Genomic DNA, 16068 nt, shown 5'->3' with positions numbered 1-16068 from the left:
CATTGAGGTTGAAGATGAAATTTCTGGTCACCGGCGCTGCCGGCTTTATCGGTTTCCACGTCAGCGAGCGCCTGCTGCAGGCAGGACATCAGGTTGTAGGAATTGATAACCTTAATGACTATTACGATGTCAATCTGAAGCAAGCGCGACTGGATCTGCTTACATCCGACAATTTCACTTTCCATAAGCTGGATCTGGCCGATCGCGAAGGGATGGCCTCGTTGTTTGCAGCTGAGAAGTTTGACCGCGTGCTCCACCTCGCCGCGCAGGCTGGCGTACGTTACTCTCTGGAAAATCCGCACGCTTACGCGCAATCAAACCTTATCGGCCATCTCAACGTACTGGAAGGCTGCCGACACAACAAGGTGCAGCATTTACTGTATGCTTCTTCCAGCTCTGTTTACGGCCTGAACCGAAAGATGCCGTTCTCCACCGATGACTCGGTTGATCACCCGGTTTCCTTGTATGCCGCGACGAAAAAATCCAACGAACTGATGTCGCATACCTACTCTCATCTTTACAATCTGCCGACGACCGGCCTGCGCTTTTTCACTGTGTATGGGCCATGGGGCCGTCCGGACATGGCGCTGTTTAAATTTACTAAGGCCATGATTGAAGGCAAAAGTATTGACGTTTACAACTACGGAAAGATGAAGCGCGACTTCACCTATATCGATGATATTGTTGAAGCTATTATTCGCCTGCAGGATGTTATCCCTCAGGCCGATGCGAACTGGACCGTTGAGACAGGGTCTCCGGCGTCCAGCTCTGCGCCGTACCGTGTTTACAACATTGGCAACAGTGCGCCCGTAGAGCTGATGGATTACATCACCGCGCTGGAAGAAGCGTTAGGCAAAGAAGCGGATAAAAATATGATGCCTGTTCAGCCAGGTGACGTGCTCGAAACAAGCGCGGATACCACGGCGCTCTATGACGTGATTGGGTTTAAGCCGAAAACGTCGGTGAAGGAAGGCGTGAAGAATTTTGTGGACTGGTATCGCAATTTCTACAAGGTATAAAAAAACAAAACCCGGCGAATGCGCCGGGTTTTTTATGCGTTACGGGCAGTAATCAGTCGCTGCCGAACAGATCGCGGGTATACACTTTATCCGCAACGTCCGCCAGCTCTTCCGCCATGCGGTTAGAGATGATCACGTCCGCCTCTTTCTTGAATGCATCCAGATCACGCACCACGCGGGAATGGAAGAACTCATCTTCCTTCATTACCGGTTCATAAATAATGACCTGTACACCCTTGGCCTTAATGCGCTTCATGATGCCCTGGATGGAAGATGCACGGAAATTATCGGAGCCACTTTTCATAATCAGGCGATAGACGCCCACCACTTTCGGCTGACGGGAAAGTATTGAGTCAGCTACAAAATCTTTGCGGGTCCGGTTGGCATCAACAATCGCCGAGATGATGTTGTTAGGAACAGACTGATAGTTAGCCAGCAGCTGCTTAGTATCTTTCGGCAGGCAGTAACCGCCATAGCCAAACGACGGGTTGTTATAATGATTGCCGATACGTGGATCCAGACAAACGCCTTCGATAATTTGACGGCTATTCAACCCCAGGCTCTCTGCATAGCTGTCCAGCTCATTAAAATATGCCACACGCATGGCAAGATACGTGTTAGCAAAAAGCTTGATGGCTTCCGCTTCGGTCGAATCGGTGAACAGCGTTGGAATATCTTTTTTGGTCGCCCCTTCCTGCAGCAGCGCGGCAAATCGCTCAGCGCGCTCTGAACGCTCGCCAATAACGATGCGTGATGGGTTCAGGTTGTCATACAGCGCACGCCCTTCACGGAGAAATTCCGGGGAGAAGATGACATTATCAATGCCGTACTTTTCTTTAACGGACTGGGTAAAACCAACCGGGATGGTGGATTTAATGATCATCACCGCGTTCGGGTTGATTTCCGTAACATCGCGGATCACCGACTCAACGCTCGAGGTGTTGAAGTAGTTGGTTTTAGGATCATAGTCGGTCGGTGTGGCGATAATCACATAGTCCGCCCCACGGTAAGCATCCTGCTTGTCGGTGGTTGCGCGGAAGTTTAGCGGCTTCGTTGCCAGATACTCTTCAATCTCTTTATCTACAATCGGGGACTGCTTCTTGTTAAGCATGTCCACTTTAGCCTGCACGATATCCAGCGCAACCACTTCGTGGTTCTGAGCAATCAGGATACCGTTGGAGAGACCTACATAACCTGTACCGGAAATTGTTATTTTCATTCGCGAATAACTTCTGTAAGTGAGCTGTAGAGATGACCGCAGGGCCATCACGATAATCAATAACTGTAGGGCTTTTTACCTCCTGCCTTGTGGGAGTGTCAAGGCGAAGCCTCAGGAATAGCCCGTCCAGGTACAACATTCAGACTACTTCGAATATGTGGTTGTGATTTTGGTGAAAAAAAACCCGGAGATTATCTCCGGGTTTATATAACAACCTGAGGCTAAATCAGATTAGTCCAGCCATTCCGTGTGGAACACACCTTCTTTATCTGTACGCTTATAGGTATGCGCACCGAAATAATCACGCTGAGCCTGAATGAGGTTAGCCGGCAGTACCGCAGCACGATAGCTGTCGTAGTAGGCTACTGCAGCAGAGAAGGTCGGAACCGGGATACCGTTCTGCACCGCGTAGGCTACCACGTCACGCAGCGCCTGCTGGTATTCGTCAGCGATTTTCTTGAAGTACGGTGCCAGAAGCAGGTTGGCGATACCGGCGTTTTCAGCATAGGCATCGGTGATTTTCTGCAGGAACTGCGCACGAATGATGCAGCCCGCGCGGAAGATTTTCGCGATTTCACCGTAGTTCAGGTCCCAGTTGTTCTCGTCTGATGCCGCACGCAGCTGAGAGAAGCCTTGCGCGTAAGAAACGATTTTCCCCAGGTACAGTGCACGACGCACTTTCTCAACGAACTCCGCTTTATCACCTGCTGGTTTAGCCTGCGGGCCAGACAGCACTTTAGATGCCGCCACGCGCTGCTCTTTCAGAGAAGAGATGTAACGCGCGAAGACAGATTCGGTGATCAGAGACAGTGGTTCGCCCAGATCCAGAGAGCTCTGGCTGGTCCATTTACCGGTGCCTTTGTTCGCTGCTTCATCCAGAATCACATCAACCAGGTATTTACCCTCTTCATCTTTCTTCGTGAAGATATCTTTGGTGATGTCGATCAGGTAGCTGTTCAGCTCGCCTTTGTTCCACTCGGTGAAGGTTTCAGCCAGCTCTTCATTGGAGAGGTTCAGGCCGCCTTTCAGCAGGGAATATGCTTCCGCGATCAGCTGCATATCGCCGTATTCAATGCCGTTGTGCACCATTTTCACATAGTGACCAGCACCGTCAGGACCGATATAGGTCACACACGGCTCGCCATCTTCTGCAACAGCAGCGATTTTGGTCAGAATAGGCGCCACCAGCTCGTATGCTTCTTTCTGGCCGCCAGGCATGATGGATGGGCCTTTCAGCGCGCCCTCTTCACCACCGGAAACACCGGTACCGATGAAGTTAAAGCCTTCAGCGGACAGTTCACGATTACGACGAATGGTGTCCTGGAAGAAGGTGTTACCGCCATCAATGATGATGTCGCCTTTTTCGAGGTAAGGCTTCAGGGAGTCGATAGCAGCATCGGTACCTGCACCTGCTTTCACCATTAACAGGATACGACGAGGGGTTTCCAGAGACTCAACGAATTCTTTAACCGTATAGAAAGGGACCAGTTTCTTGCCTGGGTTCTCGGCAATCACTTCTTCGGTCTTATCACGGGAGCGGTTGAAAACGGAGACGGTATAACCACGGCTTTCGATGTTGAGCGCCAGGTTGCGCCCCATCACTGCCATACCGACAACGCCGATTTGTTGCTTAGACATTACATACTCCTGTCTAGTGTGGTTTACCAGCAAGCCCATTATCCTGCTGGGAGAAGTGAACATTATGTTAACTCAAGCTCTTCGCAGCGAATAGCGTAAATTTGTGCGATTTTAAAAAATTTCGATAAATCATTAATTAAAAAAAAGATATCAAATCACACGATTTTTCATCAATTAAAGTCATCCATAAATGTTCACAGTTCACATTCCAAAACTAGTAACTATTTTAATCATTTAAAAAAGCAGTCAGTTTATGGATTTTACCCGCACTATTCCATTCAATGAAATCAACGCCATGAACAGTCTCGTTAGTAAGCTCAAGTGTAAACTTGATTGCAGATTTACTATCATCAGCAATAATATTATCGGCACGGAATTGGAGTTTAGAATTGTTCACAAAAATATCGTTAAGCAATTTCTTTATTGCATCTTTCCCAGTAAATGTTTTGTTGGGCTCAACAAGAACTGCATCGTCTGAAAAAAGAAAAAGACATTCTTCTATATCTTTCGAGTTAAATGCTTCAATGTAGGAATTCGTGAGTTGCTTAACGCTATTAGAAAGGGATGTCTGAGCAAGCTCAAAAGATTTAACTGCGTGGGCATCATAAAAGTTATGATAGATAGCATCTTGTAGCGGGCGACATTTGATAACCTTACCCAACAAAACGAGCTCATTCAGGCAGGAAGACAAATAGAAATTACCATTTATATCGCCATCCTTTCTAATGAGATTCATCGCAGCCTCGACAAAATCACGCGCGTTTTTAAAATAATACAGCCCAGCTACAGCTGTTCTGCTAATCGCTTTTTTCTCTGCGGCCTGAACAACTGCACCATGCTCATTTAGTGTTACAAACGACCATTTGGGATGCACAGATTCAAAGGTAAGAACCCCAGCGTCAGCGTCCATGGCCCTAAAATCATTAACGATCCTTTGCAAATTATCGTCAATATAATGATCCGCAGAAGAAATAATCAATTCGTCATCAAGTGAGAGATCATCGATCGCCATAAGACAACTACAGACAGCACCCTTGGTTTGCCCTTGGAGGGCAACAATTTTACCTTTACCATCTGTAATAGTTTGAATAATTGATTTCAAACCAAGCGTGTTAAGTTTATCTTCTGGAGCAATGTAAATAAGATTTTTTTCGTCTCGCAGATTATCAAATATTAATTGCGAATATTCCAAGAGAGTTTTATTTGCAACTTCAGTTAAAATTTTTGGGTAGATGAAATCACTGGAGGTTTCATAAAGATTCTCTCCACTCATTGGAATTAGGATATTAATCATTTTCCACCCTCATCGTTTTCAATTTTTTTAATACGTTGTTTGATGTTTTGATAATTCACATCGTATACAGTTTCAACTTCAAGAACGTGAGCACCACTTGCTTTAGCTGCTTTTATCCCATTCTCATTATCTTCAACAATCAAGCATTCAGAAGGTCTTAATCCCAACTTTGAAATAGCAAGAGTATACATCTCAGGATCCGGCTTACCTTTTTTCACATCCTGATTAGAGATAAAAAACTCCAAATAAGCTAATAGTTTAGCTTTATCAAGCATCACCTCTACGGAATTCCGTATTGAATTAGATGCTACAGCTAATTTGTACCCATCTTGTTTAAGCATTGATAGGGCGAATTCATGATGGAACATGGGTTTACAAAATTTATGAACCATATCCATAGTATACTGTTGCTTCATTTCATTAATAAAGGTATGCAGCGCATTTGACAAACCTTTATCACGAGACAACATGATTAACTTATCTTTAGTAGGTAGACCATCATAGGTTGTAAGATGTTCATGCTTGGTTATCTCCAGACCGAAGAGTCCCAAAGCGCGATTTAGAGCTTCGTAATGCCAGTCTTTAGCTTCGATAAGAACTCCGTCCATATCGAAGATTACGGCTTTAATTTTATTATCCATAGAAAAACTCCGACGCTTTTTCAGGTAAATCAGTACAAAGAATAATATTTGACGACTGAAGAATATTTGTTTTAAAACTTTTTAAAAGCTTCCATTGCGTAGCTGGATCGTTTTTATGCAGATCAGCGGATACAATACAAGCACGCTTCCCATCAGAAATAATTTTTTCGAGTAAAGATTCTGTTATAATATTTTCTTTGAAACCGTCAATCCAAACACCATCAGCATCTTCATAGAGATCGTTTAGTGTTTCATATTCACTAACACGCACGAACGTATTTAGTTTTTCTGATAAATACCCAAGAGTATCCGGGATAGACATATCAAAGAAAAAATAATTACTAACATTGTACTCGTTTAATTTTTCTTTTATTAGTTTTTGCAGCCCATCTGATTTTACGTTTAATGCCAAAGGGCCTTTTACATCATATTGATTATAAATTTCAAAAAAAGAGTCTATGCTTAATGAACTCTCATCTGGTATATCATGACTGATGACTAAACTACCCTTATAGTCACGAATATCTGTTTCAGTACCATAACCTAAAGAAAATGAGCGTTTGAAAGCCAAAGCAGTATTTTTTTCACTGCTCAACTTCCAATACCCTCTATGAGAAATAATGATCATACTCACGCACCATTAGTAAGACTATTGTAAATTCTTTCAGCTTCATCAGTATTGCCCTGGAACAATAATTTCCCATGATCCATAACAATACTGGTATCACACACTTTTTTTACTTGTTCAATGCTATGACTAACAAAAAATATAGTCTTTCCACTTTTTCTAATCTCGTCGATTTTATTTAAACATTTATTTTGAAAACGAGAGTCACCAACAGCCAAAGCTTCGTCGATCACTAGAATATCCGAGTCAAGATGAGCACCTATCGCAAAAGCTAAGCGCATATACATACCTGAAGAATAATACTTAACAGGTTCGTCAATAAATTTCTCGACCTCAGAAAAATCAATAATAGATTCTATTTTAGATTTGACTTGTTTACGACTCATTCCCAAGATTGAGCCACATAGAAAAATATTTTCGTAGCCACTGAGTTCATGGTGAAAACCAGCGCCAACTTCCAGCAGACAAGAAATGGAGCCATCTACAGTTATTTTGCCTGATGTCGGGGAAATGATACGCGTTAATAATTTTAAAAGCGTTGATTTTCCCGCACCATTTCGTCCCAAGACACCTACTGATTTACCGCTATCAATACTAAAGCTGACATCATCAACCGCTTTAAATATTTCTGGATTTGCATCTGGCTTTTTGTTAAATGAAAAAACATCGCGTAAGCTTTTGGCCCGTCGATGGTTGATTTCATACTGCTTACTTACCGAATCAAACTCAATCATTCGTAATCCGCCACAGATCGATCATTTTTAACAAAATAAATGACACCTAAACACATAACGACAAATGCACTAATTAGGCTATAAGTAAGCATTGTCAAGTCAATGGGTGCTCCGCCTAAGATAGCCCAGCGAGACATCATTACGATCCCAGTGATGGGGTTAAAAGAATAGAATATTTTATATTGTTCTGGAACAATGGATAAAGTATATACAATAGGTGATGCAAAGAAAATAACTTGGGTTATTAGAGGAAGTATATGTCTAATATCTCTATACTTCAATTTCAATATAGCCATTGCACAGCCAAAACCACATCCAAGCATCAACGTTATAATTATACATGGGATTAATAAAAGTAATCTAATTAGACTTATGTCCACATGATACAATAATGCTAACGGGACAAACACGATGAAAGCTATCAAGAAATCAATCAATGCAACAAATACACTTGCTATACATAAAGATAACCTTGGGAAATAAACTTTAGTAACAAGATGCATGTTATTAATCAGCGCATCACTTGCTGTGAGCATGCTAGTAGAAAATAAATTCCAAAATAAAATCGCTGAGATTAACACTGCAGCATAAGGAGCATTATATTCTGGGGTTGGTAACCTAACTAACAAACCAAATACAAAGAGATAAAGAAGAATATTGACGCCTGGATTAATTATTGCCCATAATATTCCAAGCCCTGTTTGCTTATAGCGGACATTAAAATCTCGCCGAATAAGTTCTGCAATTAAATTACGTGATTCAAAAACTTCACTAAAGCGCGTTGTACTGGAGGGCGTTGAAACAAATCCCTTCATAAGTCATCCTCTTTTTACAAAAACTTTGTAAGCAAATTTGCGAATAAATTTTATTTTAAGCAGAGAGCTACGAATGAAAAAATACATCTTCATAAAGAATATAACCACACTTCTTTTTTTATGCGCATAACTTGTAGGTTGTTCAAAACCGTCAATGTATTTATGATACAAATGATGCCAATCTTCATGATCATAAATACTTGAACTCCCTTTGTTAAAATAAACCTCTCGATGCTTTGGCCAACAAAAACCCAATTCTTCTGCAGTGTATGGTACAAAATTATTTAAATAATACTGCTCTGATTTTTCGATTTCTTTTTCATCATATATGAAATTTGAATAATCGAACGTATCTGTACTTCTTGACATTTTAATACACTGAACCCAAATATATTGTTCAGGTACAAGTTTCATAAAGCAAGTATTTCTCACACTATTACATTTTTTTATTAGGTCTTCCGTCGCCAATGGTATATTGAAAAGCTTAATTAAATCTTTAGTTAATCCTGCCAGGAAAATATCACCAGGATGATATAAGAAAGGTAAATGACTGCGCGGATTGCGGGCAAATAGATTACAGTTAATTACATGATGCTCAAAGATCCGATATTGCTCATTTCTCTTTTCCAAGTCTAATCCGAAAAATTCGCGTTTATTGATAACATAATAAAGCGATTGGAGTATCGAATCATTGTATAAGAAAGAATCTGTTCTCAATTTAATAGCATATTTGCGATTAACTTCCCTGAGTCCACTTATTGTCGAAAAAATCATCCTATTAACATTGGTGACAATCGGCACATCATCTACTATTTTTATTATTGGCCCAACATCAGCATTCAGAACAAAATTTACTTGCGGATATTTTTCGCAAAGACCGAAGTATATTTCGCGAGGAAATTCCCACGTCGAAACAATAAATTCGCAACCTATAAATATAGAAATAACTTTTTCTAAGTATTCAATAAATTGAGCATCAACTTTTTGTTTTTTTGTATCGAAAATCGCCCCTTGGATAACAATCGAGACATCTTGAGCCGAGATTTGAGTGGTGTATGTCATGTGAGGTTAGATTATTGAAATATGGAAAACTACATCACTTGAATCGACCAGTTGATAAAGGCACGAATCCCATCAGATAGGGAAGTTTCAGGGCTCCATCCCAGCTCATTTTTAGCACGACTGATATCAAGGACAATACGGCTTACAACTGAAGATTCGGTTTTAACATGATGGTATTTTATTGGTCTGTCATGCACTGCGTTAAAGCAGTTTATGATCTCCATTATACTATACTCTTTACCAGAGCCCGCATTAAATGTTCTACAAGCTCCGGTATAGCTACTTAGACTGAAAAAAAGTGAACAAAGATCATCTATATAAATATAATCTCTGGTACCACTTCCATCACCACTCACAGGAAGGCTTTCATTATTTAATGACGAAAGAAGTATTGCTGGTATTAATCCTTGACCACCTTTTAATATCTGCCCCGGGCCATAAGGGTTTGCAATTCTGGCTATCCGATAGTCAAGACCATAATTAACATGATAAACGTTGAGATAGTTCTCTTGCGCTATTTTGTTAGCTGCATAAATGGTTTTCGGAGCTAACAAATGGTTCTCGCTGCAACATTCTCCTTCTTGACTATCACCATATATAGTCCCTCCTGAAGAAGCAAATATGAACCTGATATTGCTTGCATTATTCTTGATATCTTCTAAAAAAGTGATAAATGGAATAATGTTTTCTTTGACACTATTCAAAGGGTAAATATTCGACTCACCTGGTGAGTACATATTTGCAAGGTATAATACAGTTGACCTTGAACAATTAAGACCAGTAATCATCTCCTCATAATTAACATATTTTATTGTGATGTTATCTGTAGAAGAAGTGTATTTTTGCTCATCGTCGGCACGTGAGTTAAGAAAAACTTCACCCTTAAAGCCCGTTTTATCAAGATAATGAATATATTGCCGACCAATAAATCCTGACCACCCAATTATATATATATTATTTGAATGCATAATAAACTCTCTTTGCGACTTTATACATAAGATTATGCAAAATGGGAGGGGTAAATTTATATGAATGATCAAACATTTTTCGCAGTAATTTCGGTATAAGAGATTTATAATCAATAAAAATTGGGTTCGCTAAATAGGCCCCAGATTTAAAATATACTTTTGCTATGCTATTATATATTTTTTCTCTCACCGGTTTTTTGTTATAACCAGTTAAATCGCTTGCTAAAAAATTCTCTGCTTTCTCAAGAGGCCCTCTTTCGAAAGGTCTTAAAACAAAGAAATATGGTAAAACGTTAACTTTACCTTTAAGGAATTTTTTCCATTTTAATCCAATATCCCATGAATTAAAAATATAAACATGTTTTTTCAATTGTGACTGACTACAGATCTCTGTATCCTGTAAATCTTCGCCTAATATGGATAAGTAATTCATAAACAGTCGTGATTCTGGCCAATATTTATGGTATCCACCTTTATATCCGGAGAGCACTAGTTCTTTTATTTTCAATAAATTATCCATGTGAGTCTCTGGGAAAAACTCTTCTGGATAATATGCACGGAGTGTTTTTTTCGTGCCGGCGAGGAACATATCAGATGGATGATAAAGACGATCTTTTCTGGTATAGCAGTTAGTGGTGATCAATTTATCCTTCAGTTCTTCATGCTTCTCAGTTACAACTTTTCTAACCCAACGAAAGTTAATAGTCTGATCCATTCGAACTTTTAGAATAAAGTCACTTTCGTCTTCAATGACGTTTAATGCTGCACTAACCAGATTAATTTGTCTGTTAATGTTAAAAAAGCCAGGATTAAAAACATCATCAGAACCGATTAATGTAACCTTATTTCTGACTGGGACGCTGTCTATAATAACCTTTGTTTTTTCAAGTTCTTCGTTATAAACAGAAATAATTATGTGATCGTCTTCTGAAGCGTGCCGAATTTTATTTAAGTTTTTAAATAAGAAATCTTTTTCTAGCGGCCCATGGATTATTATATTCATTTTTCACCAGAATAATTAAACTTAATTTTATCAATCGCGTATTTGATATCGATACTGATGCCTTGTTCTACTTTCTTTTCTTCATCAATGAAGAATATGACATCGCTTGTTGAAAGTAAAACTTGAGCGATATATTCAGATATTGAATCACCTTCATTATATGGGATTGTCTCTACACATAATGTTAAAGATGAATATCCTTTTTCAGCCTGTTGTATTTCTCTAACCGTTCCATAAGGATCATATGATGAAAAACAGGATATGATTCCGGGTGCCGGATAGTAGTTCTCTATCTTGTTAAATTGATATTCCTCGGAGGTCAAGACAATATATTTAATTTCTCTGATAAAGTCTTTCCATTTGCTCCCAAGGGAATAATAAATTTCTGAGCAATATTCTACTTTATTGATGAGCCCATTTTTGTCCTGATATACAATCAATATATCTTTATCATCAATATTTTTTTCACTACGTAGCTCATCTACAGCTTGATACTTTTCAAAGCGTTCTTGTATACTCTTTTCAAAGCAAGTAAGATTTTTTAAGGACAGACGTTGTTTCAAACGTAGAGTCGCCCTTTCTTCAGCATCTAACTGGTTATATTTCAAAATCACTCTTTTAATATCAGAAACTGAATTAGGCAAGAAGCAGTAATCTGATAAATCCTCCCCTATCATATCAGCTACGCCACTGGATTTACTTCCGACAACTGTAACTCCATAGTTGATAGCTTCAAGAGCTGTATTTGGAAAATTCTCATATGGCGATGGGATTACAAACAAATCATATTCGGTATATTTCTTCTGAAGCAACTTATATGGCATGAAGTCATAAAAATGAAACTTATGCTTATACTCCGTGGGAATCAGGCTATAGCAATATTCCATATAGTCCTGATGCGTATATAAATCACCGCCACTATTCCCAATCAAAGTTGTTTCAATATCATAGCCTTCATCAAGAAGTTCACAAGTAGCTTTAATAAGAAGCTCTTGTTTTTTTCTTAACTCGAATCTGCCAAGCGATATGATACGTAATAAATTAGAATCATAGTGATTTTTATTTGTTTCACCAAAATTATCATTCATTTCATAATAAGACGGCGATACTTGATATGATTCAATATGGTTTGCATCTAAATAACTGGCTAGAAAATTAGATGTCGAGAAGTTTGCATCTGATAAAAGAGATTGTGTTCTTTCAGCTATATATAAAGACTTCATCCATGACTTTGCTGTCTCATTAAATTTAAGCTGTGTTCCCCATTCCCAGACTTCTTTAATCCCGGTGTGATGATTAGTTATAAAAATGCATTTATAATCTAAACCTCTGATCGCTCGCTTTGAAAGCGTATAACTCATCATCCCTATAAAGTCTGTACACTCTACAAAGTCCGGTTTTATTTCTTCTAAAACCTTGTCTACTTCAAGTGATATTTTATAAAGGCTAGGATCATTTTTTATCTTCCATGACTTTACATCATCGCAGTCTACCCCGGATCCATGGATGTAAATAACATGAACTTCTAAACCAAGTTTTGCGAATCCTTTCGCGGTGAGTTCAATGTATGTAGCTATACCTCCTTGCCCTTTATATGACCCGCACTCATGCCCAATCAAACAGATCTTTTTCGCTACGTGCATGATTAGAAATCCAACGCTTTTCTTGATACATCAAGGGAAAGGAACAATTCAAGATCAGCAGGGATACCCAAACCATACATCCCGTTTGCTTCTTCCCCAATATTATAAATTCCAATTTTTGCACCTTCATTCTCATACATGAGTGTATAAGCAGGTGCAACATAAAATTCACCATTAGAGCGTTGATCTAAAGCAATCATTCTTTTGACACTTCTACAAAAATCAGCGCCTTTTTTATAATTATAAATCCCTACAGTCGCTTCATCGGATACAACTTCTTTTTCAACAACTCGAGTAACATGGTTATTTTCATTCATTTCCGCATAAGACCATTTAGGGTCATCGGCTTTCATTGTCATGATAAGCCCGTCTAAATCCTCATGCTTCATGTAATTTAGATAATCATTAATATCAATATCAATCCATTGATCCGAGTTTGCAATCATAAGAGGTTCATCGTTATTGATTAATTCCTCAGCACACATTACGGTACATGCTGCGCCTTCAGTAATTCCATCAATACAAATAACTTCTGAATTCGGTGCCCACTCTTTTAAATACCGATCCAAACTATAATCGATAACATGTTGACGCTGACAAATAAATATAAAGCGATGAGGAATAGAAGGAGTTAAATTATTGATTACAACCTGAATCATTCGCTTGTCTTTTAACTTAATCAGTGGCTTTGGATCCACATAACCTTCTTTGGCAAAACGACTTCCGCGACCAGCCATTGGAACAACAATATTTAACATCACTCATCTCCTTTGAGATATTTATCATTTAAAGCGCCAGGCAATTTTACAACAGCAGTAACTGTATCTTCTAAAGCTTCAAAATCAGTATATTCCCCTGGCGAAATCTTAACTATGTCACCTGCAACAACAATTCTGCCCGCCATTTTGGCTCGACCCGAAATAATAACTGTTATTTCAGTAGCAATTTTATGGCAATGAGCGGCCTCGTGATCTCCGGCAGTAAAATGTTGTACGGCAACCTCAACGTCGGTAGTCTTATATAAGGTTGGCTCAAAGCCACCGACAAACCAGCCTCGTACCATCGAATCTAAGTTGGAGTATTCCACGTTACCTCACATTGCTTTTAATAAAAAAGAATACATCGTAATATTACTCACTAATCAGCATCTGTAAGTAGCGCCCATAGTCATTTTTTGAGAATTTTTTCGCTTGTGCCGATAGTTGTTCTTTATTCATCCAGCCTTTACGGAAAGATATTTCTTCAAGACAAGCGACTTTCAAACCCTGGCGCTTTTCAATTGTATGAATGAATTGAGATGCTTCTATCAAACTGTCATGAGTTCCTGTATCTAGCCATGCAAAACCGCGACCTAACAACTCGACTTGCAATCCTCCACGCTCAAGATACATCTGATTTAATGTTGTAATCTCAAGCTCACCCCGCACCGAGGGTTTAATCTGTTTTGCCATTTCGACAACATTTTTATCGTAGAAATATAGACCCGTTACAGCCCAATTAGATTTAGGTTTGGCTGGTTTCTCTTCAATAGATAACGCTTTGAATTCACTATCAAATTCAACTACACCAAACCGTTCAGGATCTTGAACTTGATAACCAAAGACCATCGCTCCAGAGGTTAATTGGAATGCAGTTTCAAGTTTTTTACTAAAGCTTTGGCCAAAAAAGACATTATCACCTAACACGAGCGCACATGGTTCGCCATTAATAAATTCTTCACCAATGATGAATGCCTGCGCCAGGCCATCAGGGGAAGGTTGAACTGCAAAGCTGAGATTTATGCCAAATTGACTGCCATCGCCTAATAAACGCTTAAATGCATCGATATCATCTGGAGTTGTAATGATTAATATATCGCGGATACCCGCCAACATCAGTACAGAAATAGGATAATAAATCATCGGTTTATCATAGACAGGCAACAACTGTTTTGATACACCCTGAGTTATAGGATAGAGACGCGTTCCGGAACCACCAGCAAGTACAATACCTTTCATCATATTTTCCTTTTTTATTCCGCCAGTCCCAGACGTTCACCCGCATAGGAGCCATCCATTACCCGCTTCCACCAGCTTTCGTTATTTAAATACCACTCAACCGTTTTACGGATACCGGACTCAAACGTCTCCTGTGGTACCCATCCCAGATCATTTTTAATTTTGCTGGCATCAATGGCGTAGCGCAGGTCGTGTCCCGGACGGTCGGTTACATAGGTAATAAGATCGGCGAAGTGAGTAATGCCTGCAGGCTTATCGGCAATAATTTCATCCAGAATGGTGCAAATTGTCTTCACGACTTCAATATTTTTACGCTCATTGTGACCACCGATATTGTAGGTTTCGCCCACAGTACCTTCAGTTACCACTTTGTATAACGCGCGTGCATGATCTTCGACAAACAGCCAGTCGCGAATCTGCTCACCGTTACCGTATACCGGAAGCGGTTTGCCTGCGAGGGCGTTCAGAATAATGAGTGGGATCAGTTTTTCCGGGAAGTGATAAGGACCGTAGTTATTCGAACAGTTTGTCACCAATGTCGGAAGACCATAGGTACGACGCCAGGCACGCACTAAATGATCGCTTGATGCTTTAGAAGACGAATATGGACTACTTGGAGAGTAAGGCGTCGTTTCGGTGAACAGTGGGAGCGTGCTTCCCGCTGGCAATTCATCTGGATGCGGCAGATCGCCGTAGACTTCATCAGTAGAAATATGATGGAAACGAAATGCCGATTTGCGCGCCTCGTCTAGGTGAGACCAATATTGGCGCGCGGCTTCCAGCAATACATAGGTACCAACGATGTTCGTTTCTATAAACGCAGCGGGACCGGTGATAGAACGGTCAACATGGCTTTCTGCCGCCAGGTGCATTACCGCATCGGGCTGATGTTCCGCGAAAATGCGTGCCATAACGCTCGCATCACAGATATCTGCTCGCTCAAATGCGTAGCGCGGATGATTGGCAATTTTTGCCAACGATTCCAGGTTGCCAGCGTAGGTCAACTTATCTACGTTTACCACAGAATCTTCAGTATTATTAATAATATAACGAACTACTGCAGATCCAATAAAACCTGCACCACCAGTGACAAGTATTTTCACAAGACTATTCCGTATTGCGTCGTAATGTTTAGATTCGAACTTAATTCATAGAGCCGGAGGACTGTAGTTAGCAGAAATTAAAACACGCTACCGCCCCTGGCTCTACAGCTACCAGTATACTGAAAACAATGACAGTTTTTTTAGCCCTCAAACCGAAGTTGGCTAGCTATTTTAGAAGGGGTTGGCACAAAATGCTAATTGGTTATTCTCCCCTTTAACGGCGCTGAAAACAAGGAAAAATCTCACCGTAAAATAAGGAGTCACAACGGCGCATCGTTCTCTTTAGGCACTGATTTTTAACACA

The 16068-nt window shown here is 40.0% G+C and carries 16 protein-coding genes; 1 reads left to right on the top strand and 15 read right to left on the bottom strand.

Features of this window, described 5'->3' with window-relative positions; translation table 11 throughout:
• Nucleotides 1-14: 14 nt before the first annotated feature.
• Entirely contained in the window at nucleotides 15-1019 is a 1005-nt protein-coding gene (locus ACMGGE_RS02290) for an NAD-dependent epimerase (RefSeq protein WP_420293312.1), read from the top strand.
• Nucleotides 1020-1071: 52 nt separating this feature from the next.
• Here ACMGGE_RS02290 and ugd read toward each other — a convergent pair whose 3' ends face one another.
• From ugd to rfbB, 15 genes are all read right to left on the bottom strand, one after another.
• On the bottom strand, nucleotides 1072-2238 hold the full coding sequence (ugd, locus tag ACMGGE_RS02285) for a UDP-glucose 6-dehydrogenase (RefSeq protein ID WP_021241437.1): 1167 nt from the start codon (nucleotides 2236-2238) through the stop codon (nucleotides 1072-1074).
• A gap of 231 nt (nucleotides 2239-2469) precedes the next feature.
• Entirely contained in the window at nucleotides 2470-3876 is a 1407-nt protein-coding gene (gene gndA / locus ACMGGE_RS02280; RefSeq protein ID WP_023325612.1) for an NADP-dependent phosphogluconate dehydrogenase, read from the bottom strand.
• Between the two features lie 226 nt (nucleotides 3877-4102).
• Entirely contained in the window at nucleotides 4103-5170 is a 1068-nt protein-coding gene (locus ACMGGE_RS02275) for a nuclear transport factor 2 family protein (RefSeq protein WP_420293311.1), read from the bottom strand.
• Complete coding sequence (locus ACMGGE_RS02270; RefSeq protein WP_420293310.1) at nucleotides 5167-5811, bottom strand: HAD family hydrolase; 645 nt, start codon at nucleotides 5809-5811, stop codon at nucleotides 5167-5169. The genes ACMGGE_RS02275 and ACMGGE_RS02270 overlap by 4 nt, the downstream gene beginning before the upstream one ends.
• On the bottom strand, nucleotides 5804-6439 hold the full coding sequence (locus ACMGGE_RS02265) for a hypothetical protein (RefSeq protein ID WP_087449505.1): 636 nt from the start codon (nucleotides 6437-6439) through the stop codon (nucleotides 5804-5806). The genes ACMGGE_RS02270 and ACMGGE_RS02265 overlap by 8 nt, the downstream gene beginning before the upstream one ends.
• Nucleotides 6440-6441: 2 nt before the next feature.
• A complete protein-coding gene (gene wzt / locus ACMGGE_RS02260) occupies nucleotides 6442-7173 on the bottom strand; it encodes an O95 family O-antigen export ABC transporter ATP-binding subunit (RefSeq protein ID WP_087449504.1) in 732 nt (243 codons plus the stop codon).
• Nucleotides 7170-7988 (bottom strand): O95 family O-antigen export ABC transporter permease subunit, encoded by an 819-nt coding sequence (wzm, locus tag ACMGGE_RS02255; RefSeq protein WP_023325617.1) that lies wholly within the window; start codon nucleotides 7986-7988, stop codon nucleotides 7170-7172. The genes wzt and wzm overlap by 4 nt, the downstream gene beginning before the upstream one ends.
• A gap of 3 nt (nucleotides 7989-7991) precedes the next feature.
• A complete protein-coding gene (locus ACMGGE_RS02250; protein WP_420293309.1) occupies nucleotides 7992-9050 on the bottom strand; it encodes a WavE lipopolysaccharide synthesis family protein in 1059 nt (352 codons plus the stop codon).
• Nucleotides 9051-9079: 29 nt separating this feature from the next.
• Nucleotides 9080-10018, bottom strand: coding sequence for an NAD-dependent epimerase/dehydratase family protein (locus tag ACMGGE_RS02245; protein WP_420293308.1), 939 nt, complete (start codon nucleotides 10016-10018; stop codon nucleotides 9080-9082).
• Nucleotides 10005-11021 (bottom strand): WavE lipopolysaccharide synthesis family protein, encoded by a 1017-nt coding sequence (locus ACMGGE_RS02240; protein ID WP_262789732.1) that lies wholly within the window; start codon nucleotides 11019-11021, stop codon nucleotides 10005-10007. The genes ACMGGE_RS02245 and ACMGGE_RS02240 overlap by 14 nt, the downstream gene beginning before the upstream one ends.
• The gene (locus ACMGGE_RS02235) at nucleotides 11018-12664 is read right to left on the bottom strand and encodes a glycosyltransferase family 4 protein (RefSeq protein WP_023325621.1); all 1647 of its coding nucleotides are present in this window, start codon (nucleotides 12662-12664) and stop codon (nucleotides 11018-11020) included. The genes ACMGGE_RS02240 and ACMGGE_RS02235 overlap by 4 nt, the downstream gene beginning before the upstream one ends.
• Before the next feature lie 2 nt (nucleotides 12665-12666).
• Nucleotides 12667-13422 (bottom strand): glycosyltransferase family 2 protein, encoded by a 756-nt coding sequence (locus ACMGGE_RS02230; RefSeq protein ID WP_023325622.1) that lies wholly within the window; start codon nucleotides 13420-13422, stop codon nucleotides 12667-12669.
• Nucleotides 13422-13751, bottom strand: a complete 330-nt coding sequence (locus ACMGGE_RS02225; RefSeq protein ID WP_032635258.1) for a hypothetical protein — start codon at nucleotides 13749-13751, stop codon at nucleotides 13422-13424. Before ACMGGE_RS02225 ends, ACMGGE_RS02230 begins: the two co-directional genes overlap by 1 nt.
• Nucleotides 13752-13794: 43 nt before the next feature.
• Entirely contained in the window at nucleotides 13795-14661 is an 867-nt protein-coding gene (rfbA, locus tag ACMGGE_RS02220) for a glucose-1-phosphate thymidylyltransferase RfbA (protein WP_334763347.1), read from the bottom strand.
• Between the two features lie 14 nt (nucleotides 14662-14675).
• On the bottom strand, nucleotides 14676-15764 hold the full coding sequence (gene rfbB / locus ACMGGE_RS02215) for a dTDP-glucose 4,6-dehydratase (protein WP_420293307.1): 1089 nt from the start codon (nucleotides 15762-15764) through the stop codon (nucleotides 14676-14678).
• Nucleotides 15765-16068 lie beyond the last annotated feature (304 nt).

Origin of the sequence: Enterobacter sp. BNK-22 (assembly GCF_048684805.1) — a bacterium.
GTDB lineage: Bacteria > Pseudomonadota > Gammaproteobacteria > Enterobacterales > Enterobacteriaceae > Enterobacter > Enterobacter quasiroggenkampii.
This window is presented reverse-complemented; position numbering and strand designations above follow the sequence as displayed.

Coding starts and splice junctions, on each gene's coding strand:
- ACMGGE_RS02290 (WP_420293312.1), top strand. CDS start 15: ATGAAATTTCTGGTCACCGGCGCTGCCGGCTTTATCGGTTTCCACGTC.
- ugd (WP_021241437.1), bottom strand. CDS start 2,238: ATGAAAATAACAATTTCCGGTACAGGTTATGTAGGTCTCTCCAACGGT.
- gndA (WP_023325612.1), bottom strand. CDS start 3,876: ATGTCTAAGCAACAAATCGGCGTTGTCGGTATGGCAGTGATGGGGCGC.
- ACMGGE_RS02275 (WP_420293311.1), bottom strand. CDS start 5,170: ATGATTAATATCCTAATTCCAATGAGTGGAGAGAATCTTTATGAAACC.
- ACMGGE_RS02270 (WP_420293310.1), bottom strand. CDS start 5,811: ATGGATAATAAAATTAAAGCCGTAATCTTCGATATGGACGGAGTTCTT.
- ACMGGE_RS02265 (WP_087449505.1), bottom strand. CDS start 6,439: ATGATCATTATTTCTCATAGAGGGTATTGGAAGTTGAGCAGTGAAAAA.
- wzt (WP_087449504.1), bottom strand. CDS start 7,173: ATGATTGAGTTTGATTCGGTAAGTAAGCAGTATGAAATCAACCATCGA.
- wzm (WP_023325617.1), bottom strand. CDS start 7,988: ATGAAGGGATTTGTTTCAACGCCCTCCAGTACAACGCGCTTTAGTGAA.
- ACMGGE_RS02250 (WP_420293309.1), bottom strand. CDS start 9,050: ATGACATACACCACTCAAATCTCGGCTCAAGATGTCTCGATTGTTATC.
- ACMGGE_RS02245 (WP_420293308.1), bottom strand. CDS start 10,018: ATGCATTCAAATAATATATATATAATTGGGTGGTCAGGATTTATTGGT.
- ACMGGE_RS02240 (WP_262789732.1), bottom strand. CDS start 11,021: ATGAATATAATAATCCATGGGCCGCTAGAAAAAGATTTCTTATTTAAA.
- ACMGGE_RS02235 (WP_023325621.1), bottom strand. CDS start 12,664: ATGCACGTAGCGAAAAAGATCTGTTTGATTGGGCATGAGTGCGGGTCA.
- ACMGGE_RS02230 (WP_023325622.1), bottom strand. CDS start 13,422: ATGTTAAATATTGTTGTTCCAATGGCTGGTCGCGGAAGTCGTTTTGCC.
- rfbA (WP_334763347.1), bottom strand. CDS start 14,661: ATGAAAGGTATTGTACTTGCTGGTGGTTCCGGAACGCGTCTCTATCCT.